Below are 18721 nucleotides of genomic sequence, written 5' to 3'. Positions count from 1 at the left end.
GCCGTTCACCCGCCGAGCCGGGTCAGATCCGCCACGCGAAGACAGGTCGCCCGGATCAGATGCAACAGGTTAAGCCGGTTGCGCCGGACAATCTGACTATCAGCATTGACCTGCACCGCCTCAAAGAACGCATCAATGGGCTGGCGAAGGGAAGCCATGCCGCGCATGGCAGACGCGAAATCTTCGGCCTCGATGGCCGAAGAGATCGCAGCCCCCTCACGATCCAGCGCCGCAAACAGCGCGCGCTCCTCATCCGTTTCTGCCAGCTTGGCATCCGGACCAAAGGAATACTCGACACCGTCAGCCGTTTCGGCCTGGGTCAGAATATTGTTGGCGCGTTTGAACCCTTGGATCAGGTTCTCGCCGTCATCGGTTTTCAGGAACGCCGCCAACGCCTCGGCCCGTTTGACCAGCAGCGTCAGATCATCCGCATTCGGCATCGCAAGGCACGCGTCAATCACGTCATGCGGGATGCCCCGGTCTCGGAGGTAGACCTTGAGTCGGTCGTGGAGGAAACTGAGCAAGTCGTTAGGATCGGCATAACCTGCACTTTGGTCTCCGCGTTGTTGCACTCCAACCGCTTCGGCACTGAAATGAAACGGACCGGGCCGCGAGTTAAGTGATATCCGCAACCCATTTTCCAACACCAATCGGATCACACCAAGGGCCGCCCTGCGCAGGGCGAAGGGATCTTTGCTTCCTGTCGGCTTCTCGTCGATGGCCCAGAACCCGGTCAGCATGTCGATCTTGTCGGCCAAAGCCACAGCAACCGAAACCGGTGCAGTGGGCACCGCGTCCGACGGGCCAAGCGGTGCGTAATGCTCTTCTGCCGCAGCCGCCACCGACGTGGGCACCGACGTCATACCGACGTAATACCGACCCATCACCCCCTGCAATTCAGGGAACTCATAGACCATCTCAGACGCAAGGTCCGCCTTGGCAAATTTTGCGGCCTGCTCTGCCTCAGCCGCGTCCGCCCCGACCAACGGCGCGAGTTCTTTTGCAAGCGCCGCAATCCGTGTGATCCGCTCGGCCTGGCTGCCCAGTTTGGCGTGAAACGTGACGTTCTCCAACGACTCAAGCCACGCCGCCATGCCTGCACGCGCGACGCGCTGATCGTTTTCCCAAAAGAATTTGGCATCTGACAAACGCGCCGAGAGAACCTTTTGATTGCCCGCCAGAATGGTCGCGCCATCATCGGCGGTCGCGCGATTGGCAACCGTTACGAAATGGGTAATCTGCCCATCTTCCGCCGCGTTCCGAACAGAGAAAAACTTTTGATGCTCTTTCATGGAGGTCTTCAAAACCTCGGCTGGCAGGTCCCGGAAAGCCTCGTCGATCTGCCCCATCAAAACGACAGGCCACTCCACGAGCCCAGCCACTTCGGTCAGCAAGCCGCGATCTTCGACCACGTCCAACCCTTGGGCAAAAGCCGCATTGGTCGCGTCGTGCCAAATTTGCTCGGCCCGTTCTTCGGCATCAAGAACAACATGAGCACGCTTGAGCTTTGCCTCGTAATCCTCGAAAGACACGACAGAAAATGCATCTGGCGCCATAAACCGATGACCCTGTGTGCGATCACCCGAGGTGATGCCCGCAACGTCCAGGGGCACAACTTCGGCGCCCGCTTCATCGGTCAGGATGCACAAAATTCCGTGCAGCGGCCGCACCCAACGCAAATCTCCCGCGCCCCACCGCATGGACTTTGGCCATGGAAAATTACGGATCGCCGACTCCAGTACGTCTGCTACGATCTGCGCCGCTGGCCGTCCTTCGCGGGTCATAACAGCAAAAAAGACCTGACCCTTCTTGTCATCACGCATTTCCAGATCTTCGCGCGCAACGCCAACGGACTTGCAAAACCCGGCGATCGCCTTGTCCGGCGCATCCACGCGTGGGCCCTTGCGCTCTTCGCGGGTCGTCGGGCTTTCTGCCGTCAGCCCGTGCACTGTCAACGCAAGCCGCCGCGGCGTCGCAAAGGACCGCGCACCGGAATATGTCAGGCCCGCCTCGACCACGCCATCGGTGACCAGTTTTTGCAGGTCAGCGGCCGCACGCGCCTGCATCCGCGCAGGGATTTCTTCGGAAAAGAGTTCAATCAGAAGGTCGGGCATGGGATTCAGTCGCTTTCGGGTGGTGTTGGGCAGCCGTCAGGAGTTGGCTGGCCGTCGAACACAACCTCGCCGCAGCTGTTGATCTGGTGCCAGACGAAGCCGCGCCCGTCCGGTAAAATGGCCACGATCCGGTCGATGCCATAGCTAATGTTTTCTGTGCCGAGGAAGGCCGCCGCATCACCGCGTTCCAATGCTTCACCAATCTCTTCGGCGTCGAAACAATCAAACCACCTCGGCGCTGTCAGTGGCTCGGCAGAGGCGTAGCGTTCGAAAGCGGCATCAAGGTCGTCCAGTGCCATCGTCGATTGGAAACAGGCCCTAAACCGGATCGGGCTACTGTCGGCATCAATCGCCCAAATGTCTGTTGCGCCGATCGGAGTCGGCGCGCCGCCGCCAAGCGGTGTCACGCGAATGTCGGCCTGCTGGGTGCTGACATCGTCGTAAAACGCATACACCTGCAAATAGTACATCGACACGCCCGCAACGAGCGCGGTGACTATGATAAAGGCCGCAAGTATCTTGCCCATCAGGCTGCCGCCCCACCCGCTTCGGTCTGCACAAACGCGTCGGCACATGCTTTTGCCAAGGCTCGTACCCGCCCGATATAGGCTTGGCGTTCCGTAACGGAAATGACGCCGCGGGCATCCAGCAGGTTAAACAAATGCGACGCCTTGATGCACTGGTCATAGGCCGGGTGCGCCATGATGATGGTCTTGCCGGTCTTCGGATCCTGAGCGGGGACTGAAAGGATCGACAGGCACTCCGCTTCGGCATCCTTGAAATGCTGAAGCAGCTTGTCTGTGTCCGCCGTATCGAAGTTAAACCGCGAATACTCCTGTTCCGTCTGGCGAAACACGTCGCCATAGCTGAGCGGGATCGGCGCAGACGGGCTGTTGAACGGCATATCCATGACGTGATCCACGCCCAGCACATACATCGCCAACCGTTCCAACCCATAAGTCAGCTCGCCTGAAACAGGTTTGCAATCATGGCCGCCGACCTGTTGGAAATAGGTGAATTGCGACACTTCCATGCCGTCACACCAGACCTCCCAACCAAGACCCCACGCGCCAAGTGTCGGGCTTTCCCAGTCGTCTTCGACGAAGCGGATATCGTGCAGGTTCATATCGACACCGATTGCTTCAAGGCTGCCCAAATACAGCTCTTGAAGATTTGGCGGGCTAGGTTTGATCAGAACCTGATACTGATAGTAGTGCTGCAGGCGGTTTGGGTTCTCACCATAGCGGCCATCGGTTGGGCGGCGCGATGGCTGCACATAGGCTGCCGCCCACGCACGATTGCCAAGGCTGCGCAGCGTCGTTCCGGGGTGAAACGTTCCGGCACCGACTTCCATGTCATAGGGTTGCAGAATCGCGCAGCCCTTGGCCGCCCAATAAGTCTGCAGCCGCAGAATGATTTCCTGAAAGCTGTCGGGACGGGTCGGTGCTGGCATCGGGCTCTCCGGGCGTGGTGGTCGTGGCTTGCATAGGCAAGCGCGCGGGTATGGTCAATCAAGCGGCTGCCCTTGCAGACGCCGCAGCACCGGTTTGAGGGTTCAATCGCGCCAGAATTGAGGTGTGAGAATGACAAGGACCGACAGAATTTCAAGGCGTCCCAACAGCATCGCCGCGCACAAGAGCCATTTGGCAGTGTCATTCAAACTGGAAAAATTGCCCGATGGGCCAATGATGGGTCCAAGTCCCGGCCCGATATTGGCAATCGCCGTTGCGGCGCCCGATACCGAGGTCAGCACATCAAGGCCAGTCAGGCCAAGCGCGACGGAAAACAGGCCCAGCAGCAAGATGAACGTGACGAAAAAGATCATCACCGAGGACAACACCACATCAGACACGGGACGCCCGTCGTAACGCGGCACAAAGATCGCGTTTGGCGAGTGAATCCGGCGGATCTGGGCCCGAAGAGAGGCGAACAAAAGCTGATAGCGGAACACCTTGACCGAACAGGCCGTTGACCCAGCGCAGCCGCCGATCAAGCCGGTAAAGAAGATCACCGCAACCGGGAACGCCCCCCACAGGCCATAGTCGGCACTTGCGTAGCCGGTCCCTGTCATCACGGAAACAGAGTTATAAAGCGACTCTCTGAACGACAGTTCGGTGACGCCATCTTGCTGCCATAGAAACAAAGTAAGCATCGCCGTCACAACACAAATGATCACCAGAAAAACGCGGATCTGGCTGTCACGCAGAAGCGGCCCGGTATGACCACCGACGATCTGAACATAGCGAACAAACGGCAGCGCGGCGAGGATCATGAACGCCGTGCATACATAGTGCAGTTCCGCATCAAACCGGCCAAAAGAGCCGTCATAATTGGAAAAACCGCCTGTGGATACAGTTGTCATTGCGTGCACGACGGCATCAAACCCCGACATCCCAAGAGCCGCGTAAAGCAGCCCGCACACCACGGTCAGCGTCAGGTAGATGACGGAAATCTGCGCAGCGATTGCCCGCGCCCTTGGCAGGATCTTACCATCCGTCTCAAAGCCTTCGGATTTGAATATCTGCATGCCGCCGACGCCCAGTTCGGGCAAGAACACCATCGCAACAACAATGATACCGACGCCGCCAAACCATTGCAGCATGCCGCGCCACAAGAGAACGCCTTCGGACATGTCATCAAGTCCGCTGAGTACAGTGGATCCAGTTGTTGTCAGCCCGGACATGGCCTCAAAAAAGGCATCGGTGAACCCGGCTTCCGTTTCGCCAATCCACAAGGGCAAAGCGCCGAACATCGGCAACACAACCCAAACACCCGTTGTCAGTAGGAATATCTGTTGCAGCGTCAGCTTTTCATGGGTGCCGTTGGCGCAAGACAAAGCCATGGCTCCGCCAATTCCGATGCAGATCGCGGCACTTTCGACGAAAGCAACCCAATTGCCATTGCCCAAGCGCAGGTCAAGCGCAATGGGCGCAACCATCGTCACACCCAGCACCATAACCAGCAAACCGATGACATATCCCACAGGTCGGAAATCAATCATGGCCAAGGCATGGGCAGCGCGCGCGGGACTGTCAAGCGCGGGCTTTGCTTGCGTTCCCCCAGTGGTATGGCATTCAAGGCATAGCCCGACTCAAGGAATCCCCGGCGATGAAACGTTTTGCCTGCCCCGTATGCCGTGAAGAAGTCCATTTCGACAATTCCGTCTGCCTGAACTGTGACACAGGCCTTGCCTATGACAGCGTCGCATCAAAGTTTGTTGCGCTGACCGGCAGCAAAGCAACGCGGATCTGTGAGAATCGTCCCGTCGCTGGATGCAACTGGCTTGCGCGACCAAAGGAACAGTTTTGCACGGCATGTCTGCACAATCGGACCATCCCGGATATGTCCAGCGATGAAAATATCACCAACTGGCGGTCCATAGAACAAGCGAAACGGTATCTGTTCTATTCCATCTTGAAATGGAAACTGCCCCACCCCACCCGCGACGAAGTTCCTGATGGGTTAGCGTTTGATTTTCTTGCCGACAGCACAGAAGTCGATGGCGAGACGTTTCTCACCGGGCATGCTGACGGTTTGATCACACTCAACATTGCCGAAGGCGATGACGCGGAACGCGAAGCGCGCCGTACCGCCATGGGTGAACCTTACAGAACCCTGATCGGCCATATGCGGCACGAGGTGGGACATTACTATTGGCAAGTCCTGGTGCGCGACCGTGGCTTGCTGGACGAATGCCGTGCCGTATTCGGCGATGACCGCGCAGATTACGGAAAATCGCTTCAGCGTCATTATGCCGAAGGGCCACCGCTTGATTGGCCAGACCGGTTCATAAGCAGCTATGCAAGCGCCCATCCTTGGGAAGATTTCGCTGAAACCTGGGCCCACTACATTCACATCGTGGACTCTTCCGAGACCGCCCATGCCTTTGGGATGACCCTTGCAGGAACAGGCGGGGACGACGTGGAAATGGACACAGACCCGTACAAGCGTGGAACGTTTAAGGCAACAATCGCCGATTGGGTACCGTTGACCGTGGCCATGAACGCGATCAACAGATCCATGGGACAGCCTGACCTGTATCCCTTTGTCTTATCTGAATCGGTCGAACGGAAACTGGCGTTCATCCACCGGATCATTCACAAAAAGCCCTAGGTCACAAAGGCGACCCTGACTTATCTGAGTACCCGATAACATCCAGAATATCCAAAGTTCGACTTGAGAGCTTGGGAACGATCGGACCGACGACCTGCTCGAACACGGGGCTTTGCATATAGGCGTTGAAGGCTTCCAACGACTCCCACTCAAGATTGGTATGGAAAAATTCGGGGCGCGCAACACTCTGGCTATGCTCAATCCGGTAAGTTCCCGAAATCGCGTGAACAATGTCCCGGCCCGAGCGAAGAACGCTTGGCATGGACGAGATGCAGTCAGGTTTGGCTATCATGGTGACTGAAACAACGATTTTCGGCGGGGGCCGGTTGGGGTCATGCGGCAGTTGCACGAGGCCAATAGGCAAAAACCGGTCGCGGGTGGGCCGGATCGCGTATTTTTTGAGCCGTCTTATCAAACTCCGGGTAAGGGTGCTGTCAGAATTCAGCAAATAGGGGAAAAAACGCTTCCTCCGATAGAAAACCTGAAACACATCCGGATGGTTACGGGACTGCACGCAACTGTAATGCTCTATCCCCGGAATGCTGTCTGCCCGTTCGGTTATTTCGGCAAGAACATCGGTCAGTGCACCGCGACAATCCGGTTTCGCGCACAACGAATACATCGAAGTGTAGCTTCCAGCACAAGCACCTTCTTTTGCACGAAGACCTTGAAACGAAATTGCCATGGAAAAAAGCACCCTCCATTCCGCAAGCTCTGGTACGAGCATGCTGTTTAGGATGCAATACTTAACGAACTATAAACAATCCCCGTAATTGGTGAGTTGACCGGGCACCAAGTACGGGGATCAGCTCAACCCACGTGGAAAAGGGTGCTAAACGTACGCGGATCTAAGCTGTCAGCCGCGAATGTGTCCCCTTCGGTCAAGATACTCACAGCGTCGTGGCTGTGCAGGCTCTCCTGATGGCTGGCCATTACACGGAAATCACCCACGCGCGGGTCCTTAAGCAGCTCTGCGCAGAACAAACGGGCCGCATCTTCAACAAAGATTGGGTTTGCGGCGTTCAGTTCAGCGAATGCCTGTTCATCTTCGCGCTTGACCATGACCTGCGTTTCCGTGGGAACCGCGCTCCGGCACATGTCGATCAGATCCTCGAACCACAAGGTCGCCGCGTCTGCAGCCAATTCGACCGACACCCGCGCAACCGAACGCTGCGAATGCGGCGTCGCCAGCTGCCCGCGTGTACGGCGTGCATGCTCGGACAGTTCCAAAGAACATGGGCACGTGGAAGAATAGACATAGTCCAGATGCACCATCCGGCGCCGCACGCCCCCATGCTCAACAACTTCCAAAGCGATGTCGTAATACTGATACCCCGACAGGCCGGAGCGGAGGCTGTCAATCTTGACCGGGAACGAAAACCGCATCTGAATGCGCGCGTCAAAGCTTTCAAGATCGGTTTTATAGTCGTCCAGCGCGGCTTCGATAACGCCAAAGCTGAAAGTCTTTTCTGCGTGGCCATAAAACGTCCGCATAATCCGGGACATGTTAATGCCCTTCTTCTCGGCCTCAAGGCTCACGGTGCCGGTCACGCTTGTCTCAAGCGTCAAATCACCATTGTCACGGGTCTGAAACCGGATCGGCAGACGAAAATTGGAAATGCCCACATGCTGGATTTGCTGTCGCGCCCCTTTGATCAAGCTCGCCGGGCCGTTTTGAAGGTCTGGAAGGGCGTCTTTGTACTGCGGCGTAACCAAAAAGTCCTCGGGATACTGCCGGGACAGATCGGGGTAAGCGGCATCGGCCGCCCGCCCGACAGTGAGCTTGCGCAGGGCTGGGTCCAGCCCGTCAAGTTCCGCTTCGCTGGCTTGGCCAACCCACTTTTTAAGAAGCAAAAGCGCCTCTGCGGCGTCCTGCGGTGTTGGGTCACGGTCCAAAACGGGCGAGTGGATGTTCATCTTGCGGATCTCCTCAACTGCGACACCCCAAACTTGGGCTGCGCAGACTCAATGTCCAGTTACGACAAAGATACGCGACAGAACCCGCTTCAGATCACTTCCAACGCCGCAAAAATGTCGCTTAGCAAATCATCCGCATCTTCGAGCCCGCAAGACACCCGGATCAGACCCGGAGTAATGCCCAGCGACACCTTCTGATCGGCGGGAAGCCGTTGATGAGTCGTGGTGGCAGGATGGGTTACGATGCTTTTGGCATCCCCAAGATTGTTCGAGATGGTGAAAATCTCAAGCGCGTTGAGGAATTTGAACGCGGCGTCTTGCCCGCCTTTCAACTCGATCGCCAAGACGGTGCCGCCGCGTTCCATCTGCCGCGCCGCAAGATCATGTTGCGGATGGTCAGACAGGCCGGGGAAAACCACCCGCGACAGCTTTTCATGCCCCGCCAGTGAACTTGCCAAATGTAGGGCAGTCGCGGCTTGGGCCCGCACCCGCAGGTCCATCGTTTCCAGACCTTTCAGCAACACCCACGCATTGAATGGGCTCATGGAACCGCCGGTATGCTTCATGTACGGTTCAACCGTTTTGCGGATAAACTCTTTGGTGCCAAGGATGACCCCGCCAAGAACCCGGCCCTGCCCGTCGATATGTTTGGTCGCCGAATAGATCAGCGCATCTGCGCCCAACTCAAGCGAGCGTTGCAGAATCGGCGTGGCAAACACGTTGTCGACCAGCACCATAGCGCCCTGCGCATGGGCGATTTCCGACACCGCTTTGATGTCGATTATCTCAAGCGTCGGATTTGAAATCGCTTCCAGAAAGACGGCTTTGGTGCCGGGCCGAACTGCTGCGCGCCATTGATCAAGATCGGTCCCGTCAACAAAAGTGACTTCAACACCATAGCGGGTCAGCACCTCTTCTAGGATGTACAAGCACGATCCAAACAGCGCCCGCGCCGACACGACGTGGTCCCCTGCCCGCAACATGGAGCAAAGCGCACCGTTGACCGCAGCCATGCCGGAAGCCGTCGCAAAAGCATCCTCGGCACCTTCAAGGCTGGCGATACGTTCTTCAAACATCCGCACGGTCGGGTTGCCATAACGTGCATAGATGAACTCGTCATCGCCAAGTTCAACAAAGCGCGCTTCGGCTTGCTCGGCCGTATCATAGACAAAACCCTGCGTCAGGAACATCGCTTCGGACACCTCGCCGTACTGGCTGCGGCGAATGCCGTCATGCACCAGTCTGGTCCGCACATTGCGGGTAATCTTGGGCGAAAGCGGTTTTTGATCGTCTGGCATTGGATGACTCCGGTCTGTCGGGCCTGCCCGCGCTAGACCAGTGCCCGCTCTCAGTCAAGCAGCAGAACCCCTGGTCACAGTCACGTGCTCCCCCTTGCGCCCCCGGCGTCACATGTGACTGTTACGCATCACCCTTACAGGAGCCCGCGGCATGACTGCACCCATCGAACTGTTCTTTTGGCCCACCCCGAACGGATGGAAAGTATCCATCGCACTGGAAGAAATGGGCCTGCCCTATACCGTTCAGCCAATCGACATCGGCAAGGGCGATCAGTTTGATGCCGCCTTTCTGAAAATTGCGCCCAACAACCGTATGCCTGCGATCGTCGATCCAGAAGGACCGGACGGCGCCCCGATCAGCGTGTTCGAAAGCGGCGCGATCTTGATGTACCTCGCGCGCAAGACTGGCCAGTTTTACGGCAGCACCGAACGCGACAGGATATCTGTTGAGGAATGGTTGATGTGGCAGATGGGCGGCGTCGGCCCAATGGCAGGCCAAGCGCATCACTTTTTGAAATACGCGCCCGCGATGGAACCACCTAACGACCTTCCCTACGCCAAAGACCGCTACCGCAATGAGGTCGCGCGGCTTTACGGTGTGCTGGACCGCCGACTGGCCGAGAACGAATGGATCGCGGGCGACTTTTACAGCATCGCTGATATGGCCACTTGGGGCTGGGCATCCTTGTGGGAAGGGCAGCAGCAAACCCTTGATGACAAACCGCATTTGGCCCGCTGGCTCGACGTGTGCGCGGCGCGGCCGGGGGTGCAGCGGGGACGAGCGGTTCTGGCAGAGAAACGCAGCGGGGATGTTAGGACCGCTGCGGCGTCGGCAATGTTCCGCAAACCGGGCTGAAATCAGGCGTCCGTTTTATCGTCGCCTTCTTCTTCCCAATGGCGGTTCATCAAGCCCGACTGCGAGATGAAGAAGGCGAACATCGCGGCCATCTGGCCGAACGTGTCCCACGCGACATAGACATCGGTCGAGAAGCTGCGCCAGATGATTTCGTTGGCCACGGACATGCCCACCAGAAACAGGGTCAGCCGCTTGGTCAACGCCATCCACCCGGCGTGAGTCAACGGGATCGCGCCGTCCAAGACAAACTCCAGCCATGACTGGCCGCGCGCAAGGCCGATCCCCAAAAGCGCCGCGAAGATACCGAAAACAATAGTGCTTTTCATCTTGAAGAAGCGCTCATCATTGAGCCAGACCGTCAGTCCGCCAAACACAACCACCATCACCAGCGTCATGATCTGGATGCGGGACACCTTGCCGGTGAGCTTCCACAGCGCCGCGTTCGAGGCGATCAGCAGCGGGACAAAAAGGCCCGTGATGACGATGAAGCCGTCATAATCGCGCCCGCCAATGGTGAGCGTTTCCTCGCGCAAATAGATGTAGCCGGCGAGGAACAAAAGCACGGGGCCCAGCTCCAACACCTGTTTCATCACTGCGTTGCTTTTCTTGTCAGTCATCACGGCTCCCGAAACTTTCGCCCCGCTTAGCCCATCCCGGCGGGCGCTTCCAGAGGTGCTGCATGGGTGTAGGAGAAACGTAGGAGTCTTGTAGGAGTCCCGTAGGAGGGAAAATGGCGGAACAAATGCCCCCGGCGCCCGGGGCGGAACCAATTCATGGTCAGTCTCGAACGCACCGGGGGCGCAACGGTGGGCCGCTGTGTCCGGTGATATGATCTACTCCTGTGTTGCGCACTCAACTGCGGCAAAGCACACGTCGTCTCCACACAACGGAACGGACCCAATCCTGTCTCGGATGCCGAGGCGCATGAGCGTGGCGATGTCGATCTCCTCACAGGATACGGTCACCAAGGTTACATGATCTTCGGACATGCCGAGATCCGGAAATTGCTCGCCACTTCTTGTGGCGAGGCGGGTGTACTCCTGCCCGTGTGGTTGGCGAAAATTGTAGACATGCTCATGGCCGTTGAAGACAGTGAAAGGCCGGTCTGACAAAGCGGTTTCGATGGATGAAAAAGCCACATCTGCTTCCCGTGTCCAAGCCGGTTTACGACCGAACAGGAAGGTCCATCGGACATCTTGATTGTCTGTGATGGCTGCCCGAACACACTCTGCCTGTTCGGTGCTGATTGTACCTGAGGCGCGTTCCGGGATCTGGTTGTATTCGGTCGCAGCGGAAGCCTTGGGTCCTTCGGCCTTGTAGGTATAGACCGCCTGAGCACGTGCGGCTGCGATCTCGTCTATCCGGGATGGGGTGGTCCTTCGTGTGGAGGACCGAGAACAGGACGTTCTTGCAGCGGAAGTGGGAGAAGCTGGGCCCGAGACGCTCCTGCCAGATTTTCTGTGACAGCAGCGTCGAAAGATCAGAATTGCCGCCCCCGTGGGATATAGGTGCTTTCAGCGTCTTCACCTTGCGGTCGTATTCGTCCCATTCACGGAGAAGCTGGCCTCGGTCCACGTCGCCGCCTTCGATCAGGTCGCCGACAGTGATCACGAATTCGGGGCGAAGCAGAATGAGCTGAGCCATTCAGTGGTTCACAGGGATGACCTTAAAACACGATCCGTGCCCGCAGGCCGAGGATGGTCAGGTCTTTCTGGCCGGGGTTGAGCAACGGGTCGCTGATATACTGGATCGAGGGAGTGATCTGAAAGTCCCGAGAGATGTTGAAGCGGTAGAAGGCTTCGGTGGTGAACTGGGTTTCGTTGATATCCTTCGCCTCGGCCCAGTTGAAGCCGATACCCGCAAGATCGGTGTTGCGCCGATACCAGCCGAGGCCCGTGGAGAGGGACCGTTCGTAGAGCGCGGCCGTGCCTTCCGCAACACCGGCGCGAAGGAACGGCATCCATGCATTGTCGATGAACCAAGCGGCGGAGAAGGCCGCACCCTTGTCCTCGGCCCGGCTGCCATCCTTGGCTGCATCCGACTGCCAGACGGTCAAGTGGATGTTGTCGAAATAGATCCGGTCAGAGCCGCTTGTATAACCGATCTCGATGGATTTGAACGTCTCGCCGGTTTCGAACACATCGAAACTCGGTTCGGTCGGATCCCCGTTCGCATCGGCCACCGCGCCCACGACATAGAAGTTCTTTCCCAGCTTCACACCGCCCGCGATCCCGAGGCCGGGATTGGGCGCGTTTATCGTTGGATTGGTGTTGAAAGCGAGGTTCTGGAACGAGGTCCAAGGGCTGACAAGACCATAGACGTCCACGAAGTCGGTCAGGTCAAGTTGACCCGCCTGCAATGTCCATCGGCCTTCGGGATCACGCTGGGTCCAAAACAGGTTCGTCAGCATCGTGCCGTTGTCGTTGAAGGCGGTGCCGGTGATCGACAACGCGCCGGCATCGAAACCGAAGCCCTGAGGCGCGACAGCACCATAGGCCTGCCGGTCCTCGATCTTGAATGTCAGCGACCCGTTTTCAATGGCCTGCCAGCTTCCATAGAACCGCAGCACGCCACCGCCCGCCTCTCCTTCCCCCAGATCGCTGTCGCTCCACTGGCCAAGAGAGAAATAGTCGAGGTTGAACCGGAAGCCTTTCTCGGCCAGCCCGTCCTTCCAGCCGAAATACCCCGGTAGCACGTTGCGTGGAAAGCCGGTGCGCGGCTGCGGATCGGTCAGCCCGTCGCCTTGCGTCAGGTCCGCTTCGACGGATGACGGGCCAGAGAGGCCCTGTTGCGCCATTGCGGCATTTGGTAAAGGCGACAAAGCGAGCAGCACAACCGCCACGTATCTGGATCTCGACATTGGGTTTCCTACTCGCCGGTCTCGGCCTTGTTCGCCTTCAGCTTGGCACGGAGTTGGTCGACCCATTCCGAGCTGGCCTCTGCCGCAAGTGGTGCCGCAGAGTAGGTTTGTACCGCGACGGCATCCAGTTGCCAGGTCGCCGACATCGGCACTTCGCCATCGACCACCCGAAAGACCTCTTGCGTGGGATTGATACGGAGCCGACCGGTCAGGCTGACGGGTTGGTGCATGTAGTCGGGTGTCCAGTCCGATGTAAGCCGCACACGGATCATCTGGTTCGGCATGGGCGGAGGCATGTGGCTGCACATACCGCGTTGCTCGACCAGATAAGCGACGGATGTGCCATCGGTCTCGGGCGGGGCGGGAATGGCAAACCCCGAAATCGTCACTTCCGCGCCATCGAACGCGGCGTTGCCCAACGTGGCAGCCGCCTCGCGGCGCTCGGCAACAATCCAGCGTTGTGAGATCAGCACGTCCGCGTCGATCCCCTGTTCTTCGAGGCTGGTCAAGCTCGCCTCCAGCCGTGCCGCGTCATCCCCCTGGAGTGACCCGGTCTGTTCCTGCATTGCTCGTAGCCGGGCGACCTCAATCACGCCTTCAAGTGTTTCCTGGCCAAGATCCCTATACGGGTCCTCAAACTCCTGACTCGCCGGGTCCGGAAGGTCCTGCCATTCGACCGGCGTGGTAGCGTCGGCAGCAACAGGGATGGAAAGCCCGACAACCATCAGAAACGCTGAAGTTGATCGGGTGATTTCGCGAAGGCGGTTAAACATCGGTGGTTCCCGTCCTGAGAAAGAGGCAGGGCGGCCCGAGAGAGAACCGCCCCGCAGGCAATTAGTTCAGCGTGTTCTTGTAGATTTCGCCGTCCTTCATGATCAGCCGGATCGTCTCTGGGCTTTCAGGCCGCGGTTCCGCATCAAACCACTTGTCGCCTGTGCCGGTGACCGAGAAGTCCTCCAGAGGATTGCCGTCGACCAGAAGGATATCCGCATAGGCGCCTTCCTCGATCACCCCGAGTTTTCCTTCGGTGTACGGGTTCGTGAAATCCCCGGAGAGGGCAACAATCTCCCCACCGATCGAGGTCAGCGTTACCATCGACTGATGGGGTCCGAAAAACTCGTTATTCAGGTGCTTTTCATAGGCGACCTGGATGTTGCAGGCCTCGACCGAGCCGACACAGTCTGTCTGAAAGCCGCGGTTGACCGGGCATTCCTTCATATTGGGTATGTAATTCTCGAACGTGGCAGAGGCTGTCTTTGCCTTGGCGAGGCTTGCCGGAACATTCGCGACGGCCGGGATTGACAACAGGCCCGGGTCGAACGCGGTCAGGTTTGTCGTGATGTAGGCGCCCTTCTCGTTCATGATCTGTGCGATCTCGCAATCGAATGAAAACCCGTGCTCAATGGACATGACACCGGCGTCCAAGGCATTCAGGATCGCCTCCTTGCGGTAGGAATGGGCCATCACGTAGGAGCCATATTCGTTGGCCACCTGCACTGCCGCCTCGATTTCTTCTGGTGATCCGGCAATCAGTTGCCAGGGATCGAACGCCGAGACGACGCCACCCGACTGCATGAATTTGAGCTGCGTCGCGCCCATGCGGAAGTTGTTGCGCCCAAAGCGGTAGACGTCATCAACCCCGCTGACCTCTTGCGCCATGTTCAGGCGACTGAAGTTTGTCTCGGTACCCGGCGGAGCCGAGAAGTTGGCGAAGTCCGCATGTCCACCGCGCGTGCTGAGAAATGCGCCAGAGGGGTAATAGCGCGGCCCATCGATCTGGCCGGCATCAATAGCGCGGCGGAGACCACCATTGCCGCCTCCGGCATCGCGCACGGTCGTGAAGCCCTGCATCAGGTACATTTCGGCCATCCGCGCACCGTGGATGCCGAAGTCTTCCCACGTGACGTTGGCTTCCATGGCGGGAAGGCTGGGGCCCATCAGCATCAGATGCGCGTGCGTCTCGATGAAGCCCGGCGTCAGCGTCCGGCCTCCGCCGTCGATGACCTCCGCGTTCGGCACTTCGATCGTCTCCGTCGACACCGTCTGGATCAGGTTGCCTTCGACCAGAACAGATCCGTTCTCGATCAGAGTCTCCGAAACCCCGTCGAATATATTGACGTTGGTGAAAAGCACCTGACGTGGTGCGTCGTCCTGTGCTGAGGCTGTCGTCGCTATCCCAGTGACCAGCGCAAGGCCGGCGACCGAGGCAAGAAAACTCTTCATATCCATCTCCCATTGGATCAGACCCCTTTGCGGGGCGTTTGGCTGGCAAACAGCATAGCGGAAAAAAAGAACCGCTTTTGTCCCCGCAGATCACCGAATGATATTTTTTTACCCATCAGGACTGTTTTTGAGAATTTTTCCTATTCCATCTGCGAACAGACGCTACGCTGCATGGCATTGGAACAACTGATATCGAATCAATGACAAACAGGTTGCCACTCATCAAGCTGAGCCTTCTTCGCCCGTTTGTGAGCGAATTTCGTGAGCGTGGTATCGACCCGGGACCGGTCTTCGACAGCGTTGGCCTGACGGAAGAAGCGACTCTTGACCCAGACCTGTCGATTCACGTCATGGTTGCAACTCAGTTTGTCGAGAATGCGGCTGACGTGGCCAATGACAAGTTCCTTGGTGCGCGCGTAGGAAGCAAGCTTGACCTCGGCGGTTGGCCGGTGTTGGCGGACGCGGAAGCTCGGGCGACCACCGTCGGAGATTACCTGTCGATCTTCATCGCGCGGGCCAACGAGATTGCAAGTTCGGCCAACGAGTACCTCAACATCACCGGCCAGAATGCGGTCTTCGGCGAAACGCGAACCTTCGAGCCGACGATCCCACCGGCTCAGAACGACGCCTTCATGGTGGCTCTCGGCTGGGCCATCCTCCAGCGGGCACTGCGGGACGAGGTCGACCCATCGAGAGTGACTGTTGTTGTCAGCGACCCTTCGGTTCTGCCACCGGAATTCGACTTGATGCACCCGGTGAAAGGCGACCGGATGGGGTTCAGTATCCGCTTTCCCTCCGCTTGGCTCTCCTCGTCGTTTGACAAGATGTCTGCCGATGTGGCGCCGAAGGAGAGGCTTGACGCCGATGTCGGCGAGTTCGTGCATTCCTTTCGGCAAATGGTGCGCGCCCATATTGGGCAAGGCGGGCTGAGCGCAGCGGAATGTGCAGACCGTGCATCAATGAGCCAACAGAAGCTCAAGCGACGCCTCGCTTTCGAAGGAACCGGCATCAGCAACGAGATCGACTTTGTTCGGCAGGAATATGCGCGCGCGGCCCTCACCGAGACCAACCGATCAATCTCCGATATCGCCGCCGCGTTGGGCTTCTCGGACGTTGCCAACTTCACCCGAGCCTTTCGGCGCGCAAACAGCATGACGCCAACTGCCTATAGAAAACTGCAAAAGACCGTGGATGCCGGATCCACCGAATAGTTCGCCGAACGTGGCATTCATTGGTACAAATGCAATGACCGCAGAGCCCGCGATCTGTGCGTTCGACCCGACCCGAATTTTGCGCATGCAGCAAAAGGCGACTTTGACGGGCCGCACCGCAGAAAAATGAACGGCTGCCCGAAGTCGGGATTGAACCAAAATACAGCCTTCAGAGGTCCGGAACTGGCGAGTCGTCTCAGTCAGTCCACCCCCCCTTTCTGTTGAGGCCCACACGGGGCGGCAGGGCGGGGCGACGAATTTGTGGTAAACCCATTTGGGCGCTTTTGGGGCGTGCTGTGCGCTTACCGGCCCAGTTCAACGATCACGGCTCCGATGGCGATCAGGGACATGAGGGCGATGCGGCGGGGCCCTACGGTTTCTTTCAGGAACACCCAGCCGATCAGCGCCGCAAACACCGTGGAGGTTTCGCGCAGCACGGCGGCTTCGCCGACGCTGTCCACGCGTGTGGCCAGCATGATTGAGCCGAAGGACAGCACCGCCACGACGGACCCGATGACGCCGCGCAGGGCGAGCGGGCCGAGGGCGGGGGGCTGCTCCATACGCATGTACCGGCGCAGGGCGATGGGCGGCATCACCAGCGCATCCAGAAAGAAGAACCACGCAAGGAAGGTGAACGGGTTCGCGGTTTGTCGGATGCCCCACGCGTCATAGGTGGTATAGGCGGCCACGAACGCGCCCGTGGCGAAGGCGAGCAGCAGGGCGGGCACCAGTGTTTCCCTGTCCAGTGTGACGTGGATCAGGTTGTAGGCCGCCAGCCCGAATATCCCGGCGACCAGCACTGCAAGGCCGAGCCACTGGAGGGGGCCGAACACCTCGCCAAAGATGAGATACGCGCCGATGACAGTGAAGACGGGGCCGGTGCCGCGCACCACCGGGTAGACCACCGTGAAGGCGCCCCGGCTGTAGGCTTGCGCTTGCAGCAGTTTGTACCCTGCGTGGATAGCCACCATGCCAGCGAAGACCGGCCACATATGCGGTTCGGGCCACGGGGTGAGGACAAGCGCGAAGGGGGCGGCCATGAGCCCATAACTGACATCAATCGCCCCGCGCGAGAGCCACGGGTCGTGCCGCCCCTTCTGGATTGCGCCGAAGACGGCATGCAGGAAAGCGGCGAACAGGGCGAGCCACAGGGCGAGCCGCGCGCCGGTGGCCGAGCCATCGAGGGTGGTCAGCCAACTGCCGAGGTCATTCATGGCGCGCGCCTGCGATAGGGTGGGTTTGCCGCGTCAGAGCGGAGGTCAGGGGCTGGCGCAAAGTGCGAAGGCCGGTCAGGTTTCGACTCCGGTCAGGGCGGCGGCGAAGTCTTCGGGGTCGAAGGGTTGCAGGTCGTCGATCTGTTCGCCCACGCCGATGGCATGGATGGGAAGCCCGAATTTATCAGCCAGCGCCACCAGCACGCCGCCCTTGGCGGTGCCATCGAGTTTGGTCATCACGAGGCCGGAGACATCGGACAGCTTCTGGAAAATTTCTACCTGATTCAGGGCGTTCTGACCTGTGGTTGCATCCAGAACCAGCAGCGTGTTGTGCGGCGCTTCGGGGTCTTTCTTGCGGATCACGCGAACGATCTTGGACAGCTCTTCCATAAGATCGGCGCGGTTTTGCAGGCGGCCGGCAGTGTCGATCATCAAGAGGTCCGCGCCATCCGCTTCGGCGCGGGTCATTGCGTCAAAGGCAAGACTGGCCGGGTCAGACCCTTCGGGCGCGGTCAGAACCGGAACACCGGCGCGGTCGCCCCAGACCTGAAGTTGCTCCACCGCAGCCGCGCGGAAAGTGTCACCGGCCGCAATCACAACCGACTTGCCAGCGGCTTTGAACTGGCTGGCCAATTTACCGATGGTCGTTGTCTTGCCAGACCCGTTGACGCCCACAACCAGCACCACCTGCGGGCGCTTGTTGTAGATCGGCAATGGCTTGGCAACGTTTTCCATGATGGCGGCAATCTCTTGCGCCATGAGGGCGCGCAGGTCTTGCGCGGACACGCGTGTGCCCATCCGGCCCTGCGCCATTGCGGCGGTCACGCGCATGGCTGTGTCCACACCCATGTCAGAGGCGATGAGCAACTCTTCGATCTGCTCGAGCATCTCGTCATCCAGCGCGCGGCGCGGCGC

General features: G+C 58.8%; 17 protein-coding genes. 3 read left to right on the top strand and 14 right to left on the bottom strand.

From position 1 onward, the window contains the following. Nucleotides 1–5: 5 nt before the first annotated feature. The 4 genes from glyS to E2L05_RS00965 all read right to left on the bottom strand — a co-directional run bounded on the left by glyS (nucleotide 6) and on the right by E2L05_RS00965 (nucleotide 5115). Nucleotides 6–2114 (bottom strand): glycine--tRNA ligase subunit beta, encoded by a 2109-nt coding sequence (glyS, locus tag E2L05_RS00980; RefSeq protein ID WP_133341028.1) that lies wholly within the window; start codon nucleotides 2112–2114, stop codon nucleotides 6–8. 5 nt (nucleotides 2115–2119) lie between these two features. After that, the gene (locus E2L05_RS00975) at nucleotides 2120–2641 is read right to left on the bottom strand and encodes a DUF6446 family protein (RefSeq protein ID WP_133341027.1); all 522 of its coding nucleotides are present in this window, start codon (nucleotides 2639–2641) and stop codon (nucleotides 2120–2122) included. Continuing rightward, nucleotides 2641–3567, bottom strand: coding sequence for a glycine--tRNA ligase subunit alpha (locus tag E2L05_RS00970; RefSeq protein ID WP_133341026.1), 927 nt, complete (start codon nucleotides 3565–3567; stop codon nucleotides 2641–2643). The genes E2L05_RS00975 and E2L05_RS00970 overlap by 1 nt, the downstream gene beginning before the upstream one ends. Before the next feature lie 102 nt (nucleotides 3568–3669). Continuing rightward, the gene (locus E2L05_RS00965; protein WP_133341025.1) at nucleotides 3670–5115 is read right to left on the bottom strand and encodes a TrkH family potassium uptake protein; all 1446 of its coding nucleotides are present in this window, start codon (nucleotides 5113–5115) and stop codon (nucleotides 3670–3672) included. Between the two features lie 107 nt (nucleotides 5116–5222). On the opposite strand from E2L05_RS00965, the gene E2L05_RS00960 reads away from it, so the two are divergent. Next, nucleotides 5223–6227 (top strand): zinc-binding metallopeptidase family protein, encoded by a 1005-nt coding sequence (locus E2L05_RS00960; RefSeq protein WP_133341024.1) that lies wholly within the window; start codon nucleotides 5223–5225, stop codon nucleotides 6225–6227. A gap of 1 nt (nucleotide 6228) precedes the next feature. Here the strand turns inward: E2L05_RS00960 and E2L05_RS00955 are convergent, their stop codons facing one another. The 3 genes from E2L05_RS00955 to metZ all read right to left on the bottom strand — a co-directional run bounded on the left by E2L05_RS00955 (nucleotide 6229) and on the right by metZ (nucleotide 9442). After that, nucleotides 6229–6912: a putative quinol monooxygenase gene (locus E2L05_RS00955; protein WP_133341023.1), complete on the bottom strand. Its 684-nt coding sequence runs from the start codon at nucleotides 6910–6912 to the stop codon at nucleotides 6229–6231. A 125-nt stretch (nucleotides 6913–7037) separates the two neighbouring features. Continuing rightward, nucleotides 7038–8144, bottom strand: a complete 1107-nt coding sequence (gene folE2 / locus E2L05_RS00950) for a GTP cyclohydrolase FolE2 (protein ID WP_133341022.1) — start codon at nucleotides 8142–8144, stop codon at nucleotides 7038–7040. An 89-nt stretch (nucleotides 8145–8233) separates the two neighbouring features. Then, entirely contained in the window at nucleotides 8234–9442 is a 1209-nt protein-coding gene (gene metZ, locus E2L05_RS00945; protein ID WP_133341021.1) for an O-succinylhomoserine sulfhydrylase, read from the bottom strand. 151 nt (nucleotides 9443–9593) lie between these two features. Here metZ and E2L05_RS00940 point away from each other — a divergent pair, with 151 nt between their 5' ends. After that, entirely contained in the window at nucleotides 9594–10298 is a 705-nt protein-coding gene (locus E2L05_RS00940) for a glutathione S-transferase N-terminal domain-containing protein (RefSeq protein ID WP_133341020.1), read from the top strand. Between the two features lie 2 nt (nucleotides 10299–10300). Here E2L05_RS00940 and E2L05_RS00935 read toward each other — a convergent pair whose 3' ends face one another. The 5 genes from E2L05_RS00935 to E2L05_RS00915 all read right to left on the bottom strand — a co-directional run bounded on the left by E2L05_RS00935 (nucleotide 10301) and on the right by E2L05_RS00915 (nucleotide 15381). Beyond that, complete coding sequence (locus tag E2L05_RS00935; protein WP_133341019.1) at nucleotides 10301–10915, bottom strand: inner membrane-spanning protein YciB; 615 nt, start codon at nucleotides 10913–10915, stop codon at nucleotides 10301–10303. A 216-nt stretch (nucleotides 10916–11131) separates the two neighbouring features. Further along, on the bottom strand, nucleotides 11132–11437 hold the full coding sequence (locus tag E2L05_RS00930) for a hypothetical protein (RefSeq protein WP_133341018.1): 306 nt from the start codon (nucleotides 11435–11437) through the stop codon (nucleotides 11132–11134). 527 nt (nucleotides 11438–11964) lie between these two features. Then, nucleotides 11965–13158, bottom strand: coding sequence for a carbohydrate porin (locus E2L05_RS00925; RefSeq protein ID WP_133341017.1), 1194 nt, complete (start codon nucleotides 13156–13158; stop codon nucleotides 11965–11967). An 8-nt stretch (nucleotides 13159–13166) separates the two neighbouring features. After that, entirely contained in the window at nucleotides 13167–13931 is a 765-nt protein-coding gene (locus E2L05_RS00920; RefSeq protein ID WP_243721824.1) for a DUF3299 domain-containing protein, read from the bottom strand. A gap of 61 nt (nucleotides 13932–13992) precedes the next feature. After that, on the bottom strand, nucleotides 13993–15381 hold the full coding sequence (locus E2L05_RS00915; RefSeq protein WP_133341016.1) for an amidohydrolase family protein: 1389 nt from the start codon (nucleotides 15379–15381) through the stop codon (nucleotides 13993–13995). Nucleotides 15382–15581: 200 nt separating this feature from the next. On the opposite strand from E2L05_RS00915, the gene E2L05_RS00910 reads away from it, so the two are divergent. Further along, nucleotides 15582–16592, top strand: a complete 1011-nt coding sequence (locus tag E2L05_RS00910) for an AraC family transcriptional regulator (RefSeq protein WP_133341015.1) — start codon at nucleotides 15582–15584, stop codon at nucleotides 16590–16592. 302 nt (nucleotides 16593–16894) lie between these two features. On the opposite strand, the gene E2L05_RS00905 is transcribed toward E2L05_RS00910, so the two are convergent. Beyond that, complete coding sequence (locus tag E2L05_RS00905; RefSeq protein WP_133341014.1) at nucleotides 16895–17806, bottom strand: EamA family transporter; 912 nt, start codon at nucleotides 17804–17806, stop codon at nucleotides 16895–16897. A gap of 75 nt (nucleotides 17807–17881) precedes the next feature. Next, a partial coding sequence (gene ftsY / locus E2L05_RS00900) for a signal recognition particle-docking protein FtsY (RefSeq protein WP_133341013.1) occupies nucleotides 17882–18721 on the bottom strand: 840 nt, incomplete at its 5' end.

Source organism: Meridianimarinicoccus aquatilis (genome assembly GCF_004358675.1).
Classification (GTDB): Bacteria; Pseudomonadota; Alphaproteobacteria; order Rhodobacterales; family Rhodobacteraceae; genus Meridianimarinicoccus; species Meridianimarinicoccus aquatilis.
Note: the sequence above shows the minus strand (reverse complement) of the source record. Positions and strands in the feature narration are given on the sequence as shown.

Excerpts from the sequence above, each read along its gene's own strand:
- glyS (WP_133341028.1), bottom strand. The coding sequence starts at position 2,114 with ATGCCCGACCTTCTGATTGAACTCTTTTCCGAAGAAATCCCTGCGCGG.
- E2L05_RS00975 (WP_133341027.1), bottom strand. The coding sequence starts at position 2,641 with ATGGGCAAGATACTTGCGGCCTTTATCATAGTCACCGCGCTCGTTGCG.
- E2L05_RS00970 (WP_133341026.1), bottom strand. The coding sequence starts at position 3,567 with ATGCCAGCACCGACCCGTCCCGACAGCTTTCAGGAAATCATTCTGCGG.
- E2L05_RS00965 (WP_133341025.1), bottom strand. The coding sequence starts at position 5,115 with ATGATTGATTTCCGACCTGTGGGATATGTCATCGGTTTGCTGGTTATG.
- E2L05_RS00960 (WP_133341024.1), top strand. The coding sequence starts at position 5,223 with ATGAAACGTTTTGCCTGCCCCGTATGCCGTGAAGAAGTCCATTTCGAC.
- E2L05_RS00955 (WP_133341023.1), bottom strand. The coding sequence starts at position 6,912 with ATGGCAATTTCGTTTCAAGGTCTTCGTGCAAAAGAAGGTGCTTGTGCT.
- folE2 (WP_133341022.1), bottom strand. The coding sequence starts at position 8,144 with ATGAACATCCACTCGCCCGTTTTGGACCGTGACCCAACACCGCAGGAC.
- metZ (WP_133341021.1), bottom strand. The coding sequence starts at position 9,442 with ATGCCAGACGATCAAAAACCGCTTTCGCCCAAGATTACCCGCAATGTG.
- E2L05_RS00940 (WP_133341020.1), top strand. The coding sequence starts at position 9,594 with ATGACTGCACCCATCGAACTGTTCTTTTGGCCCACCCCGAACGGATGG.
- E2L05_RS00935 (WP_133341019.1), bottom strand. The coding sequence starts at position 10,915 with ATGACTGACAAGAAAAGCAACGCAGTGATGAAACAGGTGTTGGAGCTG.
- E2L05_RS00925 (WP_133341017.1), bottom strand. The coding sequence starts at position 13,158 with ATGTCGAGATCCAGATACGTGGCGGTTGTGCTGCTCGCTTTGTCGCCT.
- E2L05_RS00920 (WP_243721824.1), bottom strand. The coding sequence starts at position 13,931 with ATGTTTAACCGCCTTCGCGAAATCACCCGATCAACTTCAGCGTTTCTG.
- E2L05_RS00915 (WP_133341016.1), bottom strand. The coding sequence starts at position 15,381 with ATGAAGAGTTTTCTTGCCTCGGTCGCCGGCCTTGCGCTGGTCACTGGG.
- E2L05_RS00910 (WP_133341015.1), top strand. The coding sequence starts at position 15,582 with ATGACAAACAGGTTGCCACTCATCAAGCTGAGCCTTCTTCGCCCGTTT.
- E2L05_RS00905 (WP_133341014.1), bottom strand. The coding sequence starts at position 17,806 with ATGAATGACCTCGGCAGTTGGCTGACCACCCTCGATGGCTCGGCCACC.